This window comes from Kitasatospora sp. NPDC059812 (genome assembly GCF_042732075.1).
Taxonomy (GTDB): domain Bacteria; phylum Actinomycetota; class Actinomycetes; order Streptomycetales; family Streptomycetaceae; genus Kitasatospora.
Window position 1 is genome coordinate 120,094 of the sequence record NZ_JBHWIO010000012.1, and the last position, 18,684, is coordinate 138,777.

Here is an 18,684-nt window from a genome sequence, read left to right on the forward strand (position 1 = left end):
CGTGGGCGGGGCGCGGTGGGTGGCGGTGGGTGTGGGTCCGTCATAATGGGGGGGGGGGGGGGGGGGGGTGGGGGGGGGGGGGGGGCCGCCCCCCCCCCCCCCCCCCGATCGGTGCGGTCGTTGCTCAGGCGACGGTGAACTTGAAGGTGCGGTCCTTCTCGCCGGTCTTGTCGAGCAGCGAGGTGACGGCGTCCGCGACGTCCTGCGGGGTGATCGCGGCGGTCTGGCCGTTCTTCTTGACCTTCACCTTGTCGAACACGCTGCCCAGCTGGCCGTTCAGCGCGTCGAGGTCCCACTTGGGCACGATCTTGCCGGAGGCGTCCGGGACGAGCGTGAGCGTCTTGGCGGCGACCACCTTGCCGAAGATCCACTTCTTGGTGCCGGCCAGGACGTACACGTTGCCGTTGAGCGCGGACTTGCCGAGGCTGTCCGCGGCGGCTTGCAGGGCCTGCGGGGAGACCTTGGGCTGGGCGGCCGTGACGGCGAGCGCGATCGGCTGGTCGGGCTTGCCGGCGGCGCGGTCGCGGTAGGCCTGCTCGACCACGTCGAGGGCGCTCGCCGAGTCGACGGCCTGGCCGGCCCGGCCGGGCACCACGACCGGGTCGCCGTTCTCGGCGAACTTGACGTAGCCCTCCTGAAGGCCCTGGCCCGAGCCGGAGGCCAGGGTGTCCAGGGCGGCCTTGAGCTTGGCCCGGTCCACCTTGACGTCCGGTGCGACCGCCTTGGTGCCGCCCTTCAGCGACTTGATGACGTCGACCGGGCTGTAGCTGTGCTGGGCGAGGCCGTCCACGGTGCCCGTGGTGTCGAAGCTCAGCCCGGCGACGGTCGGGTCGAGGTTCAGCGCCTGGTCGCCGACCTTCAGCTTGAGCGGCTGCTGGCCGGTCTTGCCGACGGTCTCGTCGAGCTGGTGGATCGCCTGGTCGCGGCTGTTGCCGCCGATGTCGGTGCCGAGCACCACGGTGCCCTTGGGGATGTCGGACTGGTTGAGCATCAGACCGGTGCCGTACGCGGCGGCGCCGAGGAACAGCACGAAGCCGACGCCGTACACGCCCAGCTTGACCAGCTTCTTGCCGGCGCTGGCCTTCGGCTTGGCCTTGCCCTTGCCCTTGGCGGGCGCGGGCGCGGGCGCGGACTCGGTCTTGGCCGGCTGCGGTGCGGGCCGGGGGCCCGGGGCGGGGGTCGGCAGCGGGGTGAGCTCGGTGGCCTCCGGGTCCGGTCCGGGCTGCTGCTGCGGGTGCCCGGGGGCGCCGGGGAAGAGCCCGCCGGGGGCCGGGTGGGCGAAGGCGTCCTGGCCCGGCCCGGCGGGGCGCTGGGCGGCGAACGGGTCGGCACCGGCCGGGGCCGAGGCGAACAGGCCGGGCTGCGGGCGGGCTTCGCCGCCGTGCGCGGCGCCGTTCTGCGGCAGGCCCGGTATGGCGGCGGGCGGCGGGGTGCCCTCGCGGATCGGCTCGAAGCCGTCGACCGAGGTGTCCTCCGGGTCCGTCGCGCCGGCCGCCGGGCCCTGCGGGCGGGCGCCCGGGCGCGGGCCCTGCTGCGGCCGTCCGTCGGGCTGCCGGCCGTTGCGCTGCCTGCCGTTCTGCTGGCCGCCGTTCTGCTGGGCGCCCTGTTGCGGGCGGTCGTCGCGCCGGCCGCGGGCTCCGGCCGTGGGCGCCATCGGGGCGAACGGGTCGGCGGTGGGCGGCGCGAAGGGGGAGGCGGCCTCGTACACGCCGGGCTCCTCCGCCGGGGCCTGCGCACCGGGGCCGGCGGGGAACGGCGCGGCGGGCGAGCCGTTCGGGGCCGGGTTCGGGGCCTGGGCGGGCACCGGTCGGCCGTTCGGACGGGCCGCGCCCTGGGCGGGGCGGGCACCGTTCGGGCGGGCGCCGGGGGCCGGGGAGGCCGTCGGCCGGGGCTCGGCGGCGGCGGGCGCGGCCGAGGCCTCCGGCGCGCCAGGGGTGTTCGGGGCACCGGCCGGTACGGCGGTCGGCGCCGGCTCGGCCTTCTTCTGCCGCGGCCGGAACCAGGCGCCGGTGGACTCGGCCTCGGACGTCGCCGGCGGGATCGGCGGGACCTGCCACTCCGGCGGCAGCTCCGGCGGGGTGGCCGTGCGGGCGCCGCCCTCCATCACCCCGAGGACGGGGGAGGAGGGCGCGGACCGGTGCCGCGGGCCGCCCGGCTCGGGGGCGGCCGCCGGGGCCTCTTCGCCCGGGCCGTCCTCGTTCTTGACGGTGCTGCGGACCACGACCGGCGGGATCGGACGCGACCCGGGGATGTTGATCCGGACCCGGGTCGTCAGGGTGGTCTCGGTCTTCGGGCCGTCGTCCTCGCCGCCCGACGCGGCGCCCTGGGCGGCACCGGCCCGGTCGCCGCCCGGGAGTCCCGGTGTGCCGTAGGGCGGGGTGCCCGACGGGTAGGCGTCCGGACCCGTACGCCGGGGCGTCGGGTGGGCGTTGTCAGATTCGCGGCTGCTCAATGCTGCTCTGCTCCGGGTTCGCGGGCGGGCCGTGCGGCGCGACCGCGGTTCGTGGTCGCCGGGCCTGGGCGGGCGGCGGTCGGGTACGGCGTTCTGCGGGACCACCATACTGGGAAGAACAGAGCGACGAACGGCTTCGGACAGATCCTGATACGTCCGGTTCCTCCGGTATGAGAGTACGGCCGTGCGCTCCTGACTGCGCGTCGTGCGCGGTGCCGTACGTGCCCCGCGGGCGGGTTCAGCGCTGCGGGCCGGGAACGCCCGGGAACCAGCCGCTACGGGTCGGCAGGGTGGCGCAGATCACGCCCAGGACCGAGCCGCCGAACAGCCAGCCGAGCGAGGTGGCGTTGGACCACAGCACGTTGTCGCCCTCCGGCCGGGGCACGATCACCAGCAGCATCGCCATGAACCAGCCGGCCGCGGGCAATGCCGCGCCCAGCCGGGTGCCGGTGACCCGCAGGCCGCCGTAGAAGGTGGCGCCGGTCGCGGCGAGCGCCAGCAGGACCCCCACGGGCGGCCACAAGGCCTGCACAAAGGATCCGCAGACCGACACCGCGACACCCAGCAGGAAGAACAGGGCGTAGGCCGTGATCCGGGCGCCGCGCGGGGGCTGAGGCTCGGCCAGCCGCTCCTCGCGGGTGCCGAGGACGGCCGCCGGGAACGAGCGGCGCGGCGGCCGGGCGGCGGCGGGCTCGGTCATCGGACGCTCTCCTCGGCGGTGGCGGTGGCGGTGGCGGTGGTGGTGGCGGTGGTGGGCAGCGGGTCGGCGGCGGGCGACAGGCCGGCGAACAGGTCGTCCTCGGGCCGCTCCGGCCCGGCCTGGCCGCGTACCAGCTGGTAGTACTCGGTGGTGACCAGCGGCTGGCCGAGGTCGTTGGAGAGCGCGAAGAAGGCGCCGTCCACGGTGATCTGAGTGGCGTGCGCGGCCATCGCGGCGGCCTTGCGCCCGGCGTAGGCGGAGCCGTCCAGCACGGTGGTGACCACCTCGTCGGCCACCACCCCGGGAACGTCGGCCGGCCGGGCCGTCCCGGGGAAGGGCGCCCGGGCGGCGGTCTCGGCGAGCCCGGCCTCGATCACCGAGCGGGGCATCCGGTTCCAGTAGACCTTGGCGATCCGCCAGGCCGGGCCCAGCTCCGGGCGGTGCGCCGGATCGGCCGCCAGCTCGTACGCGCGCATCGCGACCCGGTGCGCCTGGATGTGGTCCGGGTGCCCGTAGCCGCCGTTCTCGTCGTAGGTGACCAGCACCTGCGGCCGGACCTCGCGGACCACCGCGACCAGGTGGCCGGCCGCCTCGTCGACGTCGGCCTGCCAGAAGCAGCCGGGCACGTCGTTGTCGGGCAGGCCCATCATCCCGGAGTCGCGGTAGCGGCCCGGGCCGCCGAGGAAGCGGAGGTCGGTGACGCCGAGCGCGCGCATGGCCGCGGTCAGCTCGCCGATCCGGTACGCGCCGAGGGTTCCTTCCCGATCGGCCGTCAGATGGGCCAGCCCGGGCGGGATCACCTCGCCGCCCTCGCCGAGGGTGCAGGTCACCAGGGTGACCTGGGCGCCCTCGGCGGCGTACCGGGCCATGGTGGCGCCGTTGCCGATCGACTCGTCGTCGGGGTGGGCGTGCACCAGGAGCAGGCGGCGGCCGGTAGTCGCGGTCATGGGAGGAAGCCTAACGACCGCCGTGGCGGGGTCAGAGCTTCAGGCCGTTGATCATCCCGGCGAGGTTGCTGGTGACCTGGCTGATCGACGGCGCGATCGAGCTGGACGCCAGGTAGAAGCCGAGCAGCGCGCAGATGATCGCGTGCGCGAGCTTCAGCCCGGAGCGGCGGATCAGCACCACCACGATGACCAGCATCAGCATGGCTGCGGAGACGGACAAAGCCATGTCGGCTCACACCCCTTCTCGGGTGCGCCACCCCCTGGGGAGGGTGACGGTGGGACCGTACGGGACTTGCGGTCGGGCGACCGGGGCCGGGACGGGCCCGACGATCACCCGCCCGACCAGTCATACCCGATGGGTAAGGGGAGCATTACATTCGGTGAGTCTCCACGCGCCGGGGTACGGAGGCACTCGTGGGGCGCATGGGCCGGTCGGAGGGGGTATGGGCGCCTTTGGGGCGCACTCGGGAACGATGCTCCGAACGAGTGATCACCAGGCGCCCGGCAGCGGGAGTACGGCATCGTAGGGTCTGGTGCCATGACCTCCCACACCCCTGCGGACACCTTCCCCCGGCAGTACGCGCGGACCCTGCGCTACACCGTCGGCGCGCCCCGCTCCTTCTCCGTCGCACCGGACGGCTCGCGGGTCGTCTTCCTGCGCTCCCGGTCGGGCGGCGACCGGGCCAACCTGCTCTGGACCCTCGACACCGCCACCGGCGAGGAGCGGATCGCCGCCGACCCGGCCGTGCTGCTCGGCGGCGGCGAGGAGGACCTCTCGCCCGCCGAGAAGGCCCGCCGCGAGCGCAGCCGCGAAGGCTCGGCCGGCATCGTCGGCTACGCCCTGGACGCGGCCGGCCGACTGGCCGCCTTCGCCCTCTCCGGCCGGCTGTTCACCGCCGACCTGGCCACCGGCGCCACCGCCGAACTGCCCGCCCAGGGCCCGCTGCTGGACCCGCGGGTCTCCCCGGACGGCAGCCACGTCGCCTACGCCAACACCGCCGGCGAACTGCGCCTCACCCGCACCGACGGCACCGCCGACCGGGTGATCGCCGAGCCCGACGGCCCGAACGTCACCTGGGGGCAGGCCGAGTTCATCGCCCAGGAGGAGATGAGCCGCGACCGGGGCTTCTGGTGGTCCCCCGACGGCGACCGGCTGCTGGTCGAGCGCGCCGACGACACCCCGGTGCGCCGCTGGTGGATCGCCGACCCGGCCAACCCGCAGCGCGAGCCCGCCGAGGTCGCCTACCCGGCCGCCGGCACCGCCGACGCCGAGGTCGGCCTCTGGGTGCTCGACCTGGACGGCGGCCGCACCGAGGTGGTCTGGGACCGCACGGCCTACCCGTACCTCGCCCGGGTGCACTGGTCCGCGGGCGGCGTGCCGCTGCTGCTCGTCCAGGCCCGCGACCAGCGCAGCCAGCTGATCCTCGGCCTCGACGTGGCCACCGGCGCCACCGAGGTGCTGTTCGAGGAGCGCGACGACGTCTGGCTGGAGCTGTTCCAGGGCGTCCCGTCCTGGACCCCGGACGGCAAGCTGGTCCGGATCTCCGACGAGGGCGGCGTGCGGGCGCTGGTGATCGGCGACCAGGCCGTCACCGGGGCCGACCTGCACCTGCGCTCGGTGGTCGCCGTCACCGACGCCGAGGTGCTGTTCACCGCCTCCGGCGGCGCCGCGGAGACCGACCCCGAGCCCGGCTGGATCGCCGTCGGCCGGATCAGCCACGACGGCAAGCGGCTCGGCTGGGAGTCTTCCAACGGCCGTCCGTTCACCTCCGTCACCAGCGCCGTGCACGCGGGCGGGATCACCGTGCGCGCCACCGCCGAGCCCGACCTGCCCGGCACCCTCGTCCAGGTCGCCCGCGACCTGCCCGAAGGCGTGGTCGTCGACGACGTCGCCACCATCGCCTCCTACGCCGAGACCCCGGTCATCACCGCCCGCCCGGTGTTCCGCTTCGCCGGCGAGCGCCGCATCCCGTCCGCCGTCTTCCTGCCCACCGGCTACGACCGCGAGCGGGACGGCCTGCTGCCCGTCCTGATGGACCCGTACGGCGGCCCGCACGGCCAGCGCGTCGTCCAGGCGCACAACCCGCACCTCAACTCGCAGTGGTTCGCCGACCAGGGCTTCGCCGTGGTCGTCGCCGACGGGCGCGGCACCCCCGGGCGCAACCCGGCCTGGGAGAAGTCCATCGCCTTCGACTTCGCCGGAGCCACCCTCGACGACCAGGCCGACGCGTTGCAGGCACTCGCCGAGGAGTTCCCGCTGGACCTCGGCCGGGTCGCCATCCGCGGCTGGTCGTACGGCGGCTACCTCTCCGCGCTCGCCGTGCTGCGCCGCCCCGACGTCTTCCACGCGGCCGTCGCCGGCGCCCCGGTGACCGACTGGGAGCTGTACGACACCCACTACACCGAGCGCTACCTCGGCCACCCGGCCGAGCGGCCCGAGGTGTACGCGGCCAACTCGCTGACCGGCTACGCCGCCGGGCTGGAGCGGCCGCTGATGATCATCCACGGCCTGGCGGACGACAACGTGGTCGCCGCGCACACCCTGCGGCTGTCCTCCGCGCTGCTCGCGGCCGGCCGCCCGCACACCGTGCTGCCGCTGTCGGGCGTCACGCACATGACGCCGCAGGAGGAGGTCGCGGAGAACCTGCTGCTGCTCCAGGTCGACTTCGTGAAGCGCGCGCTGGGCCTCTGACAACCGGCCTGACCTGCGGTTGTGCGGCCGGTACTCCTGACCCGGGTACCGGCCGCAGCCATGACATCCGTCATACCGAAGGCACGACGGCGGACACTGCCGCCGTACCCCGCCAGCACGGGACTCTGAGGTGGTGCGAACGACACCGATCGCGACACCGATCGCGACCACGGGCGCGACACCACCAGGAGAGAAGAGCAGGGCGATGAGCACCGAAGTGGCCGCCTTCCGCGGCGTCGGCAAGAGCTACGGGCGGGTGCGCGCCGTGGACGACCTCAACCTCGTGCTGCGCCCGGGCGAGACCGTCGCCCTGCTCGGCCCGAACGGCGCCGGCAAGTCCAGCAGCCTGGACCTGCTGCTCGGCCTGCGCCAGCCCGACCAGGGCAGCGTCACGCTGTTCGGCGGCACCCCGCGGGAGGCGATCGTGTCCGGCCGGGTCGGCGCGATGCTGCAGAGCGGCGGGCTGATGGCCGACGCCAAGGTCCGCGAGCTGGTCGAGCTCGCCCGCGCCGTGCACCCGCGCGGCCGGCCGGTCAAGGAGGTGCTGGCCGACGCCGGGATCACCGAACTGGCCGAGCGCCGGGCCGACAAGCTGTCCGGCGGCCAGGAGCAGCGGGTCCGCTTCGCACTCGCGATCGCGGGCGACAGCGACCTGATCGTGCTGGACGAGCCCACCACCGGCATGGACGTCACCGTCCGGCAGGCGTTCTGGGCGAGCATGCGGGCACAGGCCGACGCCGGGCGCACGGTGCTGTTCGCCACCCACTACCTGGAGGAGGCGGACTCGATCGCCGACCGCGTCCTCGTCCTGCACCGGGGCCGGCTGATCGCCGACGGCAGCTCCGCCGAGATCAAGGCGCGCGCCGGAGCCCGCCGAGTCGCCTTCGAACTCCACGACGTGGACGGGGAGTTCGACGAAAACGTGCTACGCCTGCTACCGGGCGTGCAGTCCCTGGACGTCACCGCCCGGGTGCCGGGCGTGCGGACCGTCCGGATCCGCACCGCGGACGCCGACGCCAGCGTCGCCGGGCTCTACCGGGCGGGCCTGTACCCGCGCGGGCTGGAAGTCACCGGCCTCGGCCTGGAACAGGCCTTCCTGACGATCACCGGCGCGCAGGACCGGCACGAGGACGCGAAGGAGACCGTGCGATGACCACCCTGATCCGGCTGGAGATCCTGCGGACCTTCCGCAACCGGCGCTACCTGGTCTTCACCATCGCCTTCCCGGCGCTGATGTACTTCTTCTTCACCCACGCCTACGGCTCCTCCCCACTGGCCGGCGGCCTGTCGGTGAAGACCTACTTCATGGTCTCGATGGCCACCTTCGGCGCGGTCGGCGCGGTGCTCACCGGCAGCGCGCAGCGGATCTCGCTGGAGCGCAAGAGCGGTTGGGTGCGCCAGCTGCGGCTCACCGCGCTGCCCGGCCGGGCGTACACCCTCGGCAAGATCGCCGCGAGCTCGGTGACCACGCTGCCGGCGATCCTGGTGGTCTTCGCGCTCGGCGCGGTCCAGGGCGTGTCGCTCGGCGCGGCGCAGTGGGCCGGTCTGGCGGCGGCGCTGTGGCTGGGCAGCTTCGTGTTCGCGGCACTCGGGGTGGCGCTCGGGTACGCGGCGGCGCCGGACTCGGTGCAGACCATCGTGATGATCACCTACATGGTGATGGCGCTGTTCGGCGGGACGTGGTTCCCGGTGAGCGGCTCGCTGGAGAAGTTCGCCCGGTTCAATCCGGTGTACCTGTACAACCAACTGGCCGCGTTCACCCGGCCCGGGCACTCCCTGGACACCGGCGCGGTCGCCGGACTGGCCGCCTTCCTCGTGGTGTTCGTCGTCGCCGCGGCGGCGCTGTACCGCCGCGACACCCGCCAGGCATGATGACCGACATGACCGAGCCGCGCCAGACCCGCCGATCCGACGAGCAGCCGGAGGCGGGTCCGGCGCGCACGTCGTTCATGACCGTCCCGGGCTCGCCGATCGAGAACAGGCGGCAACTGCTGGTCAAGGTCAGCTGGATGCTGCTGTGGACGATCTACCTGGCCTACCCGGTGGGCAACCTCCTGCACGGCGGGCACGGGACGGCCGCCCGGGTGTTCGGCTGGCTCTGCCTGGCGGTCTTCGTCGGCGGCTACATCCTGCTGGTGATCTTCCGCTCGATGGTCGGGATGCGGCCCCGGGCCTGTCGGCTGATCGTCGCGACGATGGTCGTGCTCGCGACCGTGTCGGCCTTCGTCCTCGGCGAGTCCTTCCTGACCCTCTTCACCTACGCCTCGGTGTGCGTCGCCGTGGTCCTGCCGGTGCGCTACGCGCTGCCCGGCGTCGCCGCCATGGCCGTGCTCACCGCCACCGTCGGCGTGCTGAGCCACGCCGGCGGCGACACCATCCCCACCCTGGCCCTCACCTCCTTCCTCGCCGGCGCCGCGATGACCGGCATGCAGCGGCTGGTCGCCACCATGAAGGAGCTGCGCGAGGCCCGCGCCGCCGTCGCCCACCTGGCCGCGTCCGAGGAACGGCTGCGCCTCTCCCGCGACCTGCACGACCTGCTCGGGCACTCGCTGTCGCTGATCACGCTGAAGAGCGAACTGGCCGGGCGGTTCATGGACGCCGGCAAGGACGAGGCGGCGCGGGCGCAGGTCGCCGACATCGAGCAGGTCGCCCGGCAGTCGCTGATCGACGTCCGGGAGGCGGTGACCGGCTTCCGCCGCCCCACCCTGCCGGTCGAACTCGCCGCCGCCCGCACCGCGCTGGCCGCCGCACAGGTCCGGCTGGAGGCCGCGCCGGAACTGGCCGACACCTGGCCGGGGCTCGCCGACGAGGAGGCGGGCGCGCTGGCTTGGGCCCTGCGCGAGGCCGTCACCAACATCGTCCGGCACGGCGAGGGCGCCACCGTCTGCACCGTCACGGCCGACGAGAGCTGGGAGGGCGGCGGCGAGCGCTACGCCGTCCTGGAGATCGCCGACAACGGGCGCGGACCGGGCAAGTCCCAGCCGGGCAACGGGATTTCGGGCCTGGAGGAGCGGTTGGCCCTGGTCGGCGGGCGGCTGGAGGCCGGGCCGGGCGAGCGGGGCCGGGGCTTCCGGCTCCGGGCCCTCGTCCCGCTGCGGACGGTCACCGCGCCGGCCGGCACGGAACCCGGCCGGTCGGGTTGACCGTCCTCCCCGGCATGGCTACCGCACTCATCCTCGGCTTCGACCCGCACACCGTCCCCGGCATGGACGGCGACGGCCTGCGGGCCGTTCTCGACGCCGAACTCGCCCGCTTCGCCGACCACGGCATCGACGCGGCGATGGCCCTGGTCGCTCCCGACGAGACGGCCGGGCCCGCGATCACCGCCGCCCTCGCCGGCCGGGACTGGGACGTCGTCGTCATCGGCGGCGGCATCCGCAAGCCCGAACCCGCCCTGCCCTTCTTCGAGCTCGTCGTCAACCTCGTCCGCCGCCACGCCCCGCAGGCCGCCATCGCCTTCAACACCAGTGGCTCCGACAGTGTCGAGGCCGCCCAGCGCTGGCTCTGACCCGCATCCGGAGTGGGAAGTCGGCCGGGCCGACTTCCTACTCCGAGGGCCGGCCGTCGGTGAGGGAGCGGCTGAACCGGAGGCCGGGGCGGTCGTCGAGGGTGAGTTCGGCGACGACCGTGAAGCCGTTGCGGGTGAGGACGGCTTGGGAGGCGAGGTTGTCGAGGGTGGTGACGGCGGTCAGCGACGTGAGGGCGTAGTCCGAGGAGGCCAGCCGGCAGAGGTGGGCGACGGCGGTGGTGGCGACGCCCCGGCCGACCGCGTGTTCGCCGACGCGGTAGCCGAGTTCGGCGGTGCCGTCGGCGATGTCGACGAGGTTGACGCGGCCGAGGACGGCGCCGGCCGCGTCGAGGACGACGTGGAACCGGCAGACACCGGAGTCCTGTTCGGCGAGCAGGGCGGCGTGGCGGGCCGGGAACTCGGCGAAGTAGGCGTCGCCGCGGTCCGGAACGGTCCGCGCGAACCAGGCGCGGTTGGCGCGCTCGAAGGCCAGCAGGGCGTCGGCGTGGTCCGGGCGGAGGCGCTCCAGGTTCAGCATGCGGCCAGTCTGGCCCGCAGGGCTTCGGCGAGCCAGGCGAATACCGCCCGCAGCCTCTCCGGCGCCCCTCTAAGGTCGTGGGCATGAGCGACATTCAGAACGGGGCCCTGATCCGCGTGCTGCTCGCCGAGGACCAGGGGATGGTCCGGGAGGCGCTGGCGGCGCTGCTCGGGCTGGAGGGGGACATCGACGTCGTCGCGCAGGTGGGGCGCGGGGACGAGGTGGTGGCGGCGGTGCTGGCGCACGAGGTGCAGGTGGCTGTGCTGGACATCGAGATGCCGGGGATGACGGGTATCGAGGCGGCCGCCGAGCTGCGCCGGAACGCGCCGGGGACGAGGGTGGTGATCGCGACGACCTTCGGTCGGCCGGGGTACCTGCGGCGGGCGATGGAGTCGGGGGCGGACGCGTTCCTGGTGAAGGACGCGCCGGCCTCGGAGCTGGCGGAGGCGATCCGCCGGGTGCTGCGCGGGGAGCGGGTGATCGATCCGGTGCTGGCGGCGGCCGCGCTGGCGGAGGGGGCGAACCCGCTGACGGCGCGCGAGCGGGACGTGCTGGGCGCGGCGGCGGACGGGGCGGTGAACGCGGACATCGCGCGGCGGCTGCACCTGTCGGAGGGGACGGTCCGCAACTACCTGTCGATGGCGATCCAGAAGACCGAGGCCCGCAACCGCACCGAGGCGGTGCGGATCGCCCGGGAGAAGGGCTGGCTCTGAGCGCGCCCCCGGCCGGCTCCGAGCGCGCCCCCAGCCAGCTCCGAGCGCGTTCTCGGGCGGTCGTCAGTTGAGCCGGTGCCGGGCGGCCCGGGCCTCCTGGCGGACCTTGGCGGCGGTGTCGGGGTCGAAGGTGTCGAGGATCTGCGCGAAGGCGTCCATCTCGGCCGAGCCGCCGAGGAAGTCGCCGGTGCGGACGAGGAGTTCGGCGCGTTCGAGGCGGAGCTGGGCGGGGTGGCGGGGCAGTAGGAGGGCGAGTTCGGTGGCCCAGAGCTGGGTGCGGGCGTGTTCGGGGCGGTCGGCGGCCCAGGCGCGGATGTTGCCGAGCACGCGCAGCACGAGGTCGAGCGGCTGGGCGGGGGTGAGCAGGTCGGGGCTGAACTCCTGCCCGGCGCCGCGGACCAGGCGTTCGGCGTCGTCCGGGTCGAGCAGCCGCCCGCCGTGGAAGGGGTCGGCGAGCACGTACTCGTCGCCGCCGGCCGGGCCGCCGACGGCGACGATGACGTGGCCGGGCAGCGCGATGCCGTGGACGGCGAGCCCGGCCCGCCGCCCGACCGCCATCCACACCAGGGACAGCATGATCGGCAGTCCGCGCCGCCGCCGCAGCACGTCGGGCAGCAGCGAGGATTCGAGCCGCCGGTAGTCGGACTGCCGCCCGTGGAAGCGTTCCCGCCCGCCGAGGACGGCGGCGAGCAGGGCGGCGGTCTCCTCCGGGCCGGCGGGGGCGCGTTCGGCGACGGCGAGCCGGACGGCGCTCGCGTGCCGGTCGAGGGCGGCCTCGCAGGCGGCGAGCAGGGCGTCCACGCTGGGCGGTTCCCCGGGGTCGTCCGGGTCGAGGACCGGGCCGTGTTCGGCGGCGGCGAGCAGGCAGAGCAGCACCGGGTCGGGATGCTCGGCGCGGGCGGCGGTCCGGAAGCGGTCTCTGCTCTGCTCGGTCACGGTGACGGCGACGGCTTTCGTACGGCGGGCGGGCAAAGGCGGGCGAGGAGCGGCGGGCGGGCGGGCGGGGCGGCGGTGCGGGCGGGCGGTGCTACCCCTGGGGGAGAAGGGCGTAGTGGTAAGTGTGACTGGTCGTGAAGCCGAGTCCGTCATAGAGCGCGATCGCCCCGGTGTTGTCCGCCTCGACCTGGAGGTACCCGCCGGTCGCCCCCTCCTCGGCGGCCCGGGCGGCGAGCACCGCCATGACGGTCGTGGCCAGCCCGGCCCGCCGGGCGTACGGCGCGACCTCGATCGCGCCGAAGCAGGCCCAGGGCCCGTCGATGACGCAGCGTCCGATCGCCAGCGGCGGCTGTCCGGGGGCGCCCGGCGCGGTGGCGAACCAGACCGACGGCCCGCCGTGCAGCACCTGCCGGGCGGCCTGCTCCAGCGCCTCGTCCTCGCCGACCCGGCGGTAGAGCGAGAGCCAGGCCGGGTCGGCGGTGCGGGCGAGCCGGACCCGCTCGGGCCCGGAGCCGACCCGGGCGAGCCCGGCCAGCGGGGCGGTGCGCACCAGGGTGGGCGCGTAGCCGGCTCCCAGCCGGTCGAGCTCGGCCCGCAGCTCGTCCGGCGAGCCCGGGGTGATCACCTCGACGTACGCGGGAAGGCCGCGCGCCGCGTACCAGCGGCGGACGGCGGCGAGCGCGTCGGGCAGCGGCAGTCCGGGGTCGCCGAGCGCCTGGACGGAGTTGGCGCGCCGGGTGAACCCGGCCGAGGCGCGCAGCGTCCACGCGCCGAGCGGCTCCTGTTCGACGGCGGGCCAGCCGCGGGCCGCGATCCGCTGGAGCTCGACGGGTGTGGCGGCGGGCAGCGGCGCGCGCCGGGCCGGGAAGAGCGGCACGACCTTGCCCGCGACCAGCAGCTTCTCGGCGAAGGAGACGGGGTCGCCGGTCCGCGGGGCGACCGTCAGTCCATGATCGTCCCACGATGTGAGCACGCCGATCGAATCCCGGAACACCGGACGGTCGTCCACGAACCCCGAGAGGCGGCGGACGGACACGCGTCGTCCCACGTCAGAGCGATCTATCCGGACCTCCGGACGGTCCTGGGCCGGGCCGCCTGCCGTCATCTGGGCACCTCCTGTGCATTTGCGGTCTCCGACCCGCGATACTAGGGGCGGGCATCGACGACGCCGCGCTCACCGCGCACGCGAGCAGAACAGAACGGGCCGCCACGGCCCTTCCGAGGAGGAACGACAGCGTGACCTACGTCATCGCGCAGCCTTGTGTCGACGTGAAGGACAAGGCGTGCATCGAAGAGTGCCCGGTTGACTGCATCTACGAGGGCGAGCGATCGCTCTACATCCACCCGGATGAGTGTGTCGACTGTGGCGCTTGCGAGCCGGTCTGCCCGGTCGAGGCGATCTTCTACGAGGACGACACCCCGGAGGAGTGGAAGGACTACTACAAGGCGAACGTCGAGTTCTTCGACGATCTGGGTTCGCCCGGTGGCGCCTCGAAGCTGGGTCTGATCGAGCGCGACCACCCCTTCATCGCCGCTCTGCCGCCGCAGAACGCCGACCACTGACGATCGGTGGCATCTGAGCTGTGAACACCAACAGCACGCGCGCGCCGTTCCCGGGTCACCCGGGGGCGGCGCGCCGCGTTTCCGACCTCCTGCCGGTCTTCCCCTGGGACAAGCTGGAGCCGTACAAGGCGACCGCGCTGGCCCACCCGGGCGGTCTCTGCGACTTCTCGGTGGGCACCCCGGTGGACCCGGTCCCCGAGGTGATCCAGAAGGCGCTGGCCGCCGCCACCGACACGCCGGGCTACCCGACGGTGTGGGGCCCGGTGGAGCTGCGCGAGGCGATCGCCGGCTGGCTGCACCGCCGCTGCGGCGCCGAGATCGGCCCGCAGGCCGTGCTGCCGACCGTCGGATCCAAGGAGCTGGTGGCCTGGCTGCCGACCCAGCTCGGCCTCGGCCCGGGCGACCAGGTCGCCTACCCGCGGCTGGCCTACCCGACGTACGAGGTGGGCGCGCGGCTGTGCGGCGCGGAGCCGGTCGAGTACGACTCGGTGGACGAGCTGGACGGTTCGCGGGTGCGCCTGCTCTGGGTGAACTCGCCGTCCAACCCGACCGGCCGGGTGCTCGGCGGGGACGAGCTGCGTCGGGCGGTCGCCTGGGCCCGGGAGCACGGGGCGCTGCTGGTCAGCGACGAGTGCTACCTGGAGCTGGGCTGGTCCGCCGAGCCGGTCTCGGTCCTGCACCCGGACGTCTGCGGTGAGGGCCACGAGGGCCTGCTGGCCGTCCACTCGCTCTCCAAGCGCTCCAACCTGGCCGGCTACCGCGCCTCCTTCGTGGCGGGTGACCCGGTGGTGGTCAGGGAGCTGCTGGAGGTCCGCAAGCACGGCGGCATGATCGTGCCGGCGCCGGTCCAGGCGGCGACGATCGCGGCGCTGTCGGACGACGCGCACGTGGCGGAGCAGCGGGAGCGGTACGCGGCCCGGCGCTCGGCGCTGCGGGCGGCGCTGGAGGCGTACGGCTTCCGGGTCGAGCACTCGCAGGCGAGCCTCTACCTGTGGGTGACGCAGGACCGCCCGTGCTGGGAGACCGTGGCCGAACTGGCCGCACTGGGCATCCTGGTGGCGCCCGGTGACTTCTACGGGCCGGCCGGCGAGCGCTTCGTCCGGGTCGCGTTCACCGCGACCGACGAGCGGGTGGCCGCGGCCGTGGAGCGGCTGAACGCGGCCCGCTGACCGACGCCGAAGGGGCCGGTGTTCCGAACGGAACACCGGCCCCTTCGCCGTACCCGGGGCGGGTTACAGCGGCAGGCCGCTGATGCTGCCGCCGTTCACGCCGCCCAGCAGGCCGCCGATCGGGCCGAGTGCGCCGGTGAGGCCGGACAGCGGGTTGTTCGGGCCGAGGTCGGCGCCGCCGAGGCGGTTGGCCGAGCCGTGCTCGGCCAGGCCCAGGACGTCGGTGGCGGGCAGGGCGGGCAGCGCGCGTGCGACGGAGCCGAGCGGCAGCGCGTCGGTGACGGCGTTGGTGCCGGGGACGGCGCCGGCGAGCTTGTCGGCGCCGGGCAGGCCCTTGGCGATGGAGCCGGTCTGGGCGAGCCCGCCGACCGGGCTGGCCGCGGCGCTGCGGGTGCCGACGCCCTTGCCGGTGACGGCCTCGCCGAGCTTGCCGGCCAGTGCGGAGGCGACCTTCGGGGTGACGGCGGAGAGCTGGCCGGTGGTGGCGGCGGTCTGGTCGACCGGGGCGGTCAGCGAGCTGGCCTTCTCGTTCGCCTCGGGGAGCTGGTGGGCGACGATGTTGCCGGCGGCGTCGGCGGAGGCCGGTACGCCCGCGGCGACGGTGGCGGCGCCGGTGCTGCCGGCGGCCTGGCCCAGCTGGTGGGTGGTGTGCTGGAGGGTGGAACCGGTGTCGGTGTTGGTCAGCTGGCCCAGCGGCGCGACCAGGTCGCTCTTGGGCAGCAGGGCGTCGCCGCCCAGGGCGGACGCGGAGCCGGCCGCGACCAGCGGGGTCGCGCCGGCCGCCACGAGCAGCGCGGCGCTGGCGATCCGTCGCGTGAGGGGGTGAGACATGGGGCTCCTCGGAGGGTCTGGGTCCGTCACGTCCGCCGGGCGGACTGACGGTGTTACCGCTTGAGGAGCCAGAAGGTTTCGGCCTGGATCAGGAAAGTGTCTGACCGACCATCGGATCGTAGGACCGGCGTGACGGTGCCTGGCGGGCCCGTACGGCCCCCGTGGACCCGGCCCCGGGCAAGGGGAGTGACGGTTCTCCAGCGGGGCCGCCACGGCGGGCTCCCGGTCCACCACGGTTGACCGGGTTCACCCGTCCGGCGGCCACCCGAACGTCGGTTCGTCAGCCCTTGTCGGACGTGGCGAGGGTGACCTGAACGAGCTTGGTCGACGTCCCGGAGGTCTGCGACTGCCAGCCGTCCTCCGACTTGGCCTTGCGCCAGATCTTCCCGTCGTAGGCGACCGTCGCGATGCCCAGCTGCTGGGCCTGGGCGACCGCCCAGTGGGCGACCTCCCAGCCGCTCGCCCGCTCGGCGGTGATCCCGCCGTCGGCTCCGTCGGCCGAGGAGGTCAGCGCGGCGGCGGACGGGTCCGGGGTGAGCGAGACCGCGTTCTCGGCGCCCTTGATGGTCGAGGCGTACCCGGTGGCCGGGGTCACGGTGCGGCCGAACTCGCGGCGCACCCGGTCGGACAGCACCTGGGCCCGGTCCGCGGCGGTGGGCTGGGAGGCGGCCGGGGAGACGGAGGCACTCGCCGTGGGGGAGGACGAGTCGGCCGGATCCGGCTTGGCGTAATCGCGCACCACGCAGGAGAACGAGCCGGGCTCCCGGCCGGCCAGCGCCGAGGTGAGCAGCGTCGCCTTGGTCTCGTGCTTGGCGTACGCCTGCGGGTAGCCGCTCTTCTGCACGGCCTGGGCCGCGTCGGTCAGCGGCAGCCGGGTGTAGCCGGGCACCTTGACCAGGCCGTCCAGGAACTTGTTGGTCGCGTAGACCGGGTCCCCGATCTGCTGCGCCGTGCCCCAGCCCATCGAGGGCCGCTGCTGGAAGAGGCCGATCGAGTCCCGGTCGCCGCCCGCGAGGTTGCGCAGCTTGGACTCCTGCATCGCGGTGGCCAGCGAGATCGCCGTCGCCCGGTCCGGCAGCCCGCGCGAGCGCGCCACCGCGGCGATCGTCGCGGCGTTGGCCGCCTGCGGGAGCTCCAGCGTGCCGCTGCCGGCCGCGGTCTTCACGGTGCAGCCCTCGGGCTCGCCCTGCTTGAAGCCGAACCACCAGATGCCGACCACGGCCAGTCCCGCGACCAGCGCGAGGCCGAGCAGGCCGACGATCACGAGCAACAGCGCGCGCAGTGGACCGCGGCGGGGGGGCGCCAACTCCTCGCCCAGCTCCTCGCCGCTCTTTCTCCTGGCCACCGTCGCCCCTCTCGCGCCTTGCTTCTTGATCCGACACCGTACCCACTCGGACGGGTGTGCGGCGCCACCCGGTTGCGGTTACCCGCCCGCTCGCTCCGGGGCGGGCCGCCGCGTCCCGCGTCACGCAAGCGCCACGCGGGGCGCACACCCCGCGGACTAGGCTGGCGCCATGAGCAGCCCGAACCCGACGCCCCTGGACCTCACCCTCGACGGCGGCGCGCTGACCGCCCGGCTCGTCGACTTCCCGTCGGTGAGCGGCGACGAGCAGGCGCTCGCCGACGCCGTGGAGACCGCGCTGCGTGGCTACCCGCACCTGACCGTGGACCGGTACGGCAACAACGTGGTCGCCCGCACCACCCTCGGCCGCCCCGAGCGCGTCCTGCTCGCCGGCCACCTGGACACCGTGCCGATCGCCGACAACGTGCCCTCCCACGTCGAGGGGGACCTGCTCTACGGCTGCGGCACCTCGGACATGAAGTCCGGCGTCGCCGTCCAGCTGCGGCTCGCCGCCACCCTGCCCGAGCCCAACCGCGACCTCACCTTCGTGTTCTACGACTGCGAGGAGGTGGAGGCCCACCGCAACGGCCTCGGCCACCTCGCCAGGGAGCACCCGGACTGGCTGACCGCCGACTTCGCAGTGCTGATGGAGCCGAGCGGCGCGGTCGTCGAGGGCGGCTGCCAGGGCACCCTGCGGGCGCAGATCCGGCTCACCGGCGTGCGCGCGCACGCGGCCCGCAGCTGGCTCGGCGACAACGCCATCCACCACGCCGCCGAGGTGCTCACCCGGCTCGCGGACTACCGGCCGCGCCGGGTGGAGATCGACGGACTGGAGTACCGGGAGGGCCTGAACGCCGTCCGGATCGACGGCGGCGTGGCCGGCAACGTCATCCCGGACGAGTGCGTCGTGACGGTCAACTTCCGCTACGCGCCGGACCGCAGCGAGGCGGAGGCGGAGAAGCACGTGCGCGAGGTCTTCGACGGCTTCGAGCTGACCGTCACCGACTTCGCCCCGGGCGCGCTGCCCGGGCTCGCCCAGCCGGCCGCCCAGGCCTTCCTGGAGGCCACCGGCGGCCAGGCCCGGGCCAAGTTCGGCTGGACCGACGTCGCCCGGTTCAGCGCGCTGGGCGTCCCGGCGGTCAACTACGGCCCCGGTGACCCGAACCTCGCGCACAAGCGGGAGGAGCACTGCTCGCTGAGCGCCATCGCGGAGACCGAGGACCGGCTGAGGACCTGGCTGACCAGCTGAGGTGCCGCTCCGATGATCGGCCGGTCCGACCGGCCGATCATCGG

The 18,684-nt window shown here is 74.6% G+C and carries 18 protein-coding genes; 9 read left to right on the forward strand and 9 right to left on the reverse strand.

Annotated elements, in window-relative coordinates; translation table 11 throughout:
* Positions 1 to 124: 124 nt before the first annotated feature.
* The 4 genes from ACFV6D_RS09335 to ACFV6D_RS09350 form a co-directional block, all read right to left on the reverse strand.
* Entirely contained in the window at positions 125 to 2,452 is a 2,328-nt protein-coding gene (locus ACFV6D_RS09335; RefSeq protein WP_380559014.1) for a peptidoglycan binding domain-containing protein, read from the reverse strand.
* 238 nt (positions 2,453 to 2,690) lie between these two features.
* Positions 2,691 to 3,152 carry a DUF6113 family protein gene (locus ACFV6D_RS09340; RefSeq protein ID WP_380374689.1) on the reverse strand — a complete coding sequence of 154 codons (462 nt, stop codon included), beginning with the start codon at positions 3,150 to 3,152 and terminating at the stop codon, positions 2,691 to 2,693.
* Entirely contained in the window at positions 3,149 to 4,099 is a 951-nt protein-coding gene (mshB, locus tag ACFV6D_RS09345; RefSeq protein WP_380559016.1) for an N-acetyl-1-D-myo-inositol-2-amino-2-deoxy-alpha-D-glucopyranoside deacetylase, read from the reverse strand. The genes ACFV6D_RS09340 and mshB overlap by 4 nt, the downstream gene beginning before the upstream one ends.
* A 31-nt stretch (positions 4,100 to 4,130) precedes the next feature.
* Complete coding sequence (locus ACFV6D_RS09350; protein WP_063347949.1) at positions 4,131 to 4,325, reverse strand: DUF2304 family protein; 195 nt, start codon at positions 4,323 to 4,325, stop codon at positions 4,131 to 4,133.
* A gap of 312 nt (positions 4,326 to 4,637) precedes the next feature.
* Here ACFV6D_RS09350 and ACFV6D_RS09355 point away from each other — a divergent pair, with 312 nt between their 5' ends.
* The 5 genes from ACFV6D_RS09355 (at position 4,638) to ACFV6D_RS09375 (ending at position 10,299) form a co-directional block, all read left to right on the forward strand.
* A complete protein-coding gene (locus ACFV6D_RS09355; protein WP_380559018.1) occupies positions 4,638 to 6,791 on the forward strand; it encodes a prolyl oligopeptidase family serine peptidase in 2,154 nt (717 codons plus the stop codon).
* Positions 6,792 to 6,996: 205 nt separating this feature from the next.
* Positions 6,997 to 7,944, forward strand: a complete 948-nt coding sequence (locus ACFV6D_RS09360; RefSeq protein WP_380378453.1) for an ATP-binding cassette domain-containing protein — start codon at positions 6,997 to 6,999, stop codon at positions 7,942 to 7,944.
* Positions 7,941 to 8,663, forward strand: a complete 723-nt coding sequence (locus ACFV6D_RS09365) for an ABC transporter permease (protein WP_063347946.1) — start codon at positions 7,941 to 7,943, stop codon at positions 8,661 to 8,663. The genes ACFV6D_RS09360 and ACFV6D_RS09365 overlap by 4 nt, the downstream gene beginning before the upstream one ends.
* 8 nt (positions 8,664 to 8,671) lie before the next feature.
* The gene (locus ACFV6D_RS09370; protein ID WP_244293378.1) at positions 8,672 to 9,934 is read left to right on the forward strand and encodes a sensor histidine kinase; all 1,263 of its coding nucleotides are present in this window, start codon (positions 8,672 to 8,674) and stop codon (positions 9,932 to 9,934) included.
* Between the two features lie 14 nt (positions 9,935 to 9,948).
* Positions 9,949 to 10,299, forward strand: coding sequence for a hypothetical protein (locus ACFV6D_RS09375; RefSeq protein ID WP_063347945.1), 351 nt, complete (start codon positions 9,949 to 9,951; stop codon positions 10,297 to 10,299).
* Between the two features lie 37 nt (positions 10,300 to 10,336).
* Here the strand turns inward: ACFV6D_RS09375 and ACFV6D_RS09380 are convergent, their stop codons facing one another.
* Complete coding sequence (locus ACFV6D_RS09380; RefSeq protein WP_063347944.1) at positions 10,337 to 10,837, reverse strand: GNAT family N-acetyltransferase; 501 nt, start codon at positions 10,835 to 10,837, stop codon at positions 10,337 to 10,339.
* An 83-nt stretch (positions 10,838 to 10,920) separates the two neighbouring features.
* Between ACFV6D_RS09380 and ACFV6D_RS09385 the strand changes: the two genes are divergently transcribed.
* Complete coding sequence (locus ACFV6D_RS09385; protein WP_063347943.1) at positions 10,921 to 11,550, forward strand: response regulator transcription factor; 630 nt, start codon at positions 10,921 to 10,923, stop codon at positions 11,548 to 11,550.
* A gap of 63 nt (positions 11,551 to 11,613) precedes the next feature.
* Here the strand turns inward: ACFV6D_RS09385 and ACFV6D_RS09390 are convergent, their stop codons facing one another.
* Positions 11,614 to 12,486 (reverse strand): transglutaminase-like domain-containing protein, encoded by an 873-nt coding sequence (locus ACFV6D_RS09390; protein WP_063347942.1) that lies wholly within the window; start codon positions 12,484 to 12,486, stop codon positions 11,614 to 11,616.
* Between the two features lie 91 nt (positions 12,487 to 12,577).
* Entirely contained in the window at positions 12,578 to 13,522 is a 945-nt protein-coding gene (locus tag ACFV6D_RS09395) for a GNAT family N-acetyltransferase (protein ID WP_380434747.1), read from the reverse strand.
* A gap of 200 nt (positions 13,523 to 13,722) precedes the next feature.
* Here ACFV6D_RS09395 and fdxA point away from each other — a divergent pair, with 200 nt between their 5' ends.
* Together fdxA and dapC are read left to right on the forward strand one after the other, a co-directional pair.
* Positions 13,723 to 14,049 carry a ferredoxin gene (gene fdxA, locus ACFV6D_RS09400; protein WP_030061559.1) on the forward strand — a complete coding sequence of 109 codons (327 nt, stop codon included), beginning with the start codon at positions 13,723 to 13,725 and terminating at the stop codon, positions 14,047 to 14,049.
* Between the two features lie 20 nt (positions 14,050 to 14,069).
* The gene (gene dapC, locus ACFV6D_RS09405) at positions 14,070 to 15,218 is read left to right on the forward strand and encodes a succinyldiaminopimelate transaminase (protein WP_063347940.1); all 1,149 of its coding nucleotides are present in this window, start codon (positions 14,070 to 14,072) and stop codon (positions 15,216 to 15,218) included.
* A 63-nt stretch (positions 15,219 to 15,281) separates the two neighbouring features.
* Here dapC and ACFV6D_RS09410 read toward each other — a convergent pair whose 3' ends face one another.
* Together ACFV6D_RS09410 and ACFV6D_RS09415 are read right to left on the reverse strand one after the other, a co-directional pair.
* A complete protein-coding gene (locus ACFV6D_RS09410) occupies positions 15,282 to 16,049 on the reverse strand; it encodes a hypothetical protein (RefSeq protein ID WP_063347939.1) in 768 nt (255 codons plus the stop codon).
* A gap of 280 nt (positions 16,050 to 16,329) precedes the next feature.
* The gene (locus ACFV6D_RS09415) at positions 16,330 to 17,394 is read right to left on the reverse strand and encodes a hypothetical protein (protein WP_159398441.1); all 1,065 of its coding nucleotides are present in this window, start codon (positions 17,392 to 17,394) and stop codon (positions 16,330 to 16,332) included.
* A gap of 169 nt (positions 17,395 to 17,563) precedes the next feature.
* On the opposite strand from ACFV6D_RS09415, the gene dapE reads away from it, so the two are divergent.
* Entirely contained in the window at positions 17,564 to 18,640 is a 1,077-nt protein-coding gene (gene dapE / locus ACFV6D_RS09420; RefSeq protein ID WP_380559020.1) for a succinyl-diaminopimelate desuccinylase, read from the forward strand.
* The last annotated feature ends 44 nt before the right edge of the window (positions 18,641 to 18,684 follow it).

What these genes read in the sequence shown, in the direction of transcription:
- ACFV6D_RS09380 (WP_063347944.1), bottom strand. Translation starts at nt 10,837, where the DNA reads ATGCTGAACCTGGAGCGCCTCCGCCCGGACCACGCCGACGCCCTGCTG.
- ACFV6D_RS09350 (WP_063347949.1), bottom strand. Translation starts at nt 4,325, where the DNA reads ATGGCTTTGTCCGTCTCCGCAGCCATGCTGATGCTGGTCATCGTGGTG.
- ACFV6D_RS09385 (WP_063347943.1), top strand. Translation starts at nt 10,921, where the DNA reads ATGAGCGACATTCAGAACGGGGCCCTGATCCGCGTGCTGCTCGCCGAG.
- ACFV6D_RS09365 (WP_063347946.1), top strand. Translation starts at nt 7,941, where the DNA reads ATGACCACCCTGATCCGGCTGGAGATCCTGCGGACCTTCCGCAACCGG.
- ACFV6D_RS09355 (WP_380559018.1), top strand. Translation starts at nt 4,638, where the DNA reads ATGACCTCCCACACCCCTGCGGACACCTTCCCCCGGCAGTACGCGCGG.
- ACFV6D_RS09340 (WP_380374689.1), bottom strand. Translation starts at nt 3,152, where the DNA reads ATGACCGAGCCCGCCGCCGCCCGGCCGCCGCGCCGCTCGTTCCCGGCG.
- ACFV6D_RS09375 (WP_063347945.1), top strand. Translation starts at nt 9,949, where the DNA reads ATGGCTACCGCACTCATCCTCGGCTTCGACCCGCACACCGTCCCCGGC.
- ACFV6D_RS09410 (WP_063347939.1), bottom strand. Translation starts at nt 16,049, where the DNA reads ATGTCTCACCCCCTCACGCGACGGATCGCCAGCGCCGCGCTGCTCGTG.
- ACFV6D_RS09360 (WP_380378453.1), top strand. Translation starts at nt 6,997, where the DNA reads ATGAGCACCGAAGTGGCCGCCTTCCGCGGCGTCGGCAAGAGCTACGGG.
- ACFV6D_RS09370 (WP_244293378.1), top strand. Translation starts at nt 8,672, where the DNA reads ATGACCGAGCCGCGCCAGACCCGCCGATCCGACGAGCAGCCGGAGGCG.
- dapE (WP_380559020.1), top strand. Translation starts at nt 17,564, where the DNA reads ATGAGCAGCCCGAACCCGACGCCCCTGGACCTCACCCTCGACGGCGGC.
- mshB (WP_380559016.1), bottom strand. Translation starts at nt 4,099, where the DNA reads ATGACCGCGACTACCGGCCGCCGCCTGCTCCTGGTGCACGCCCACCCC.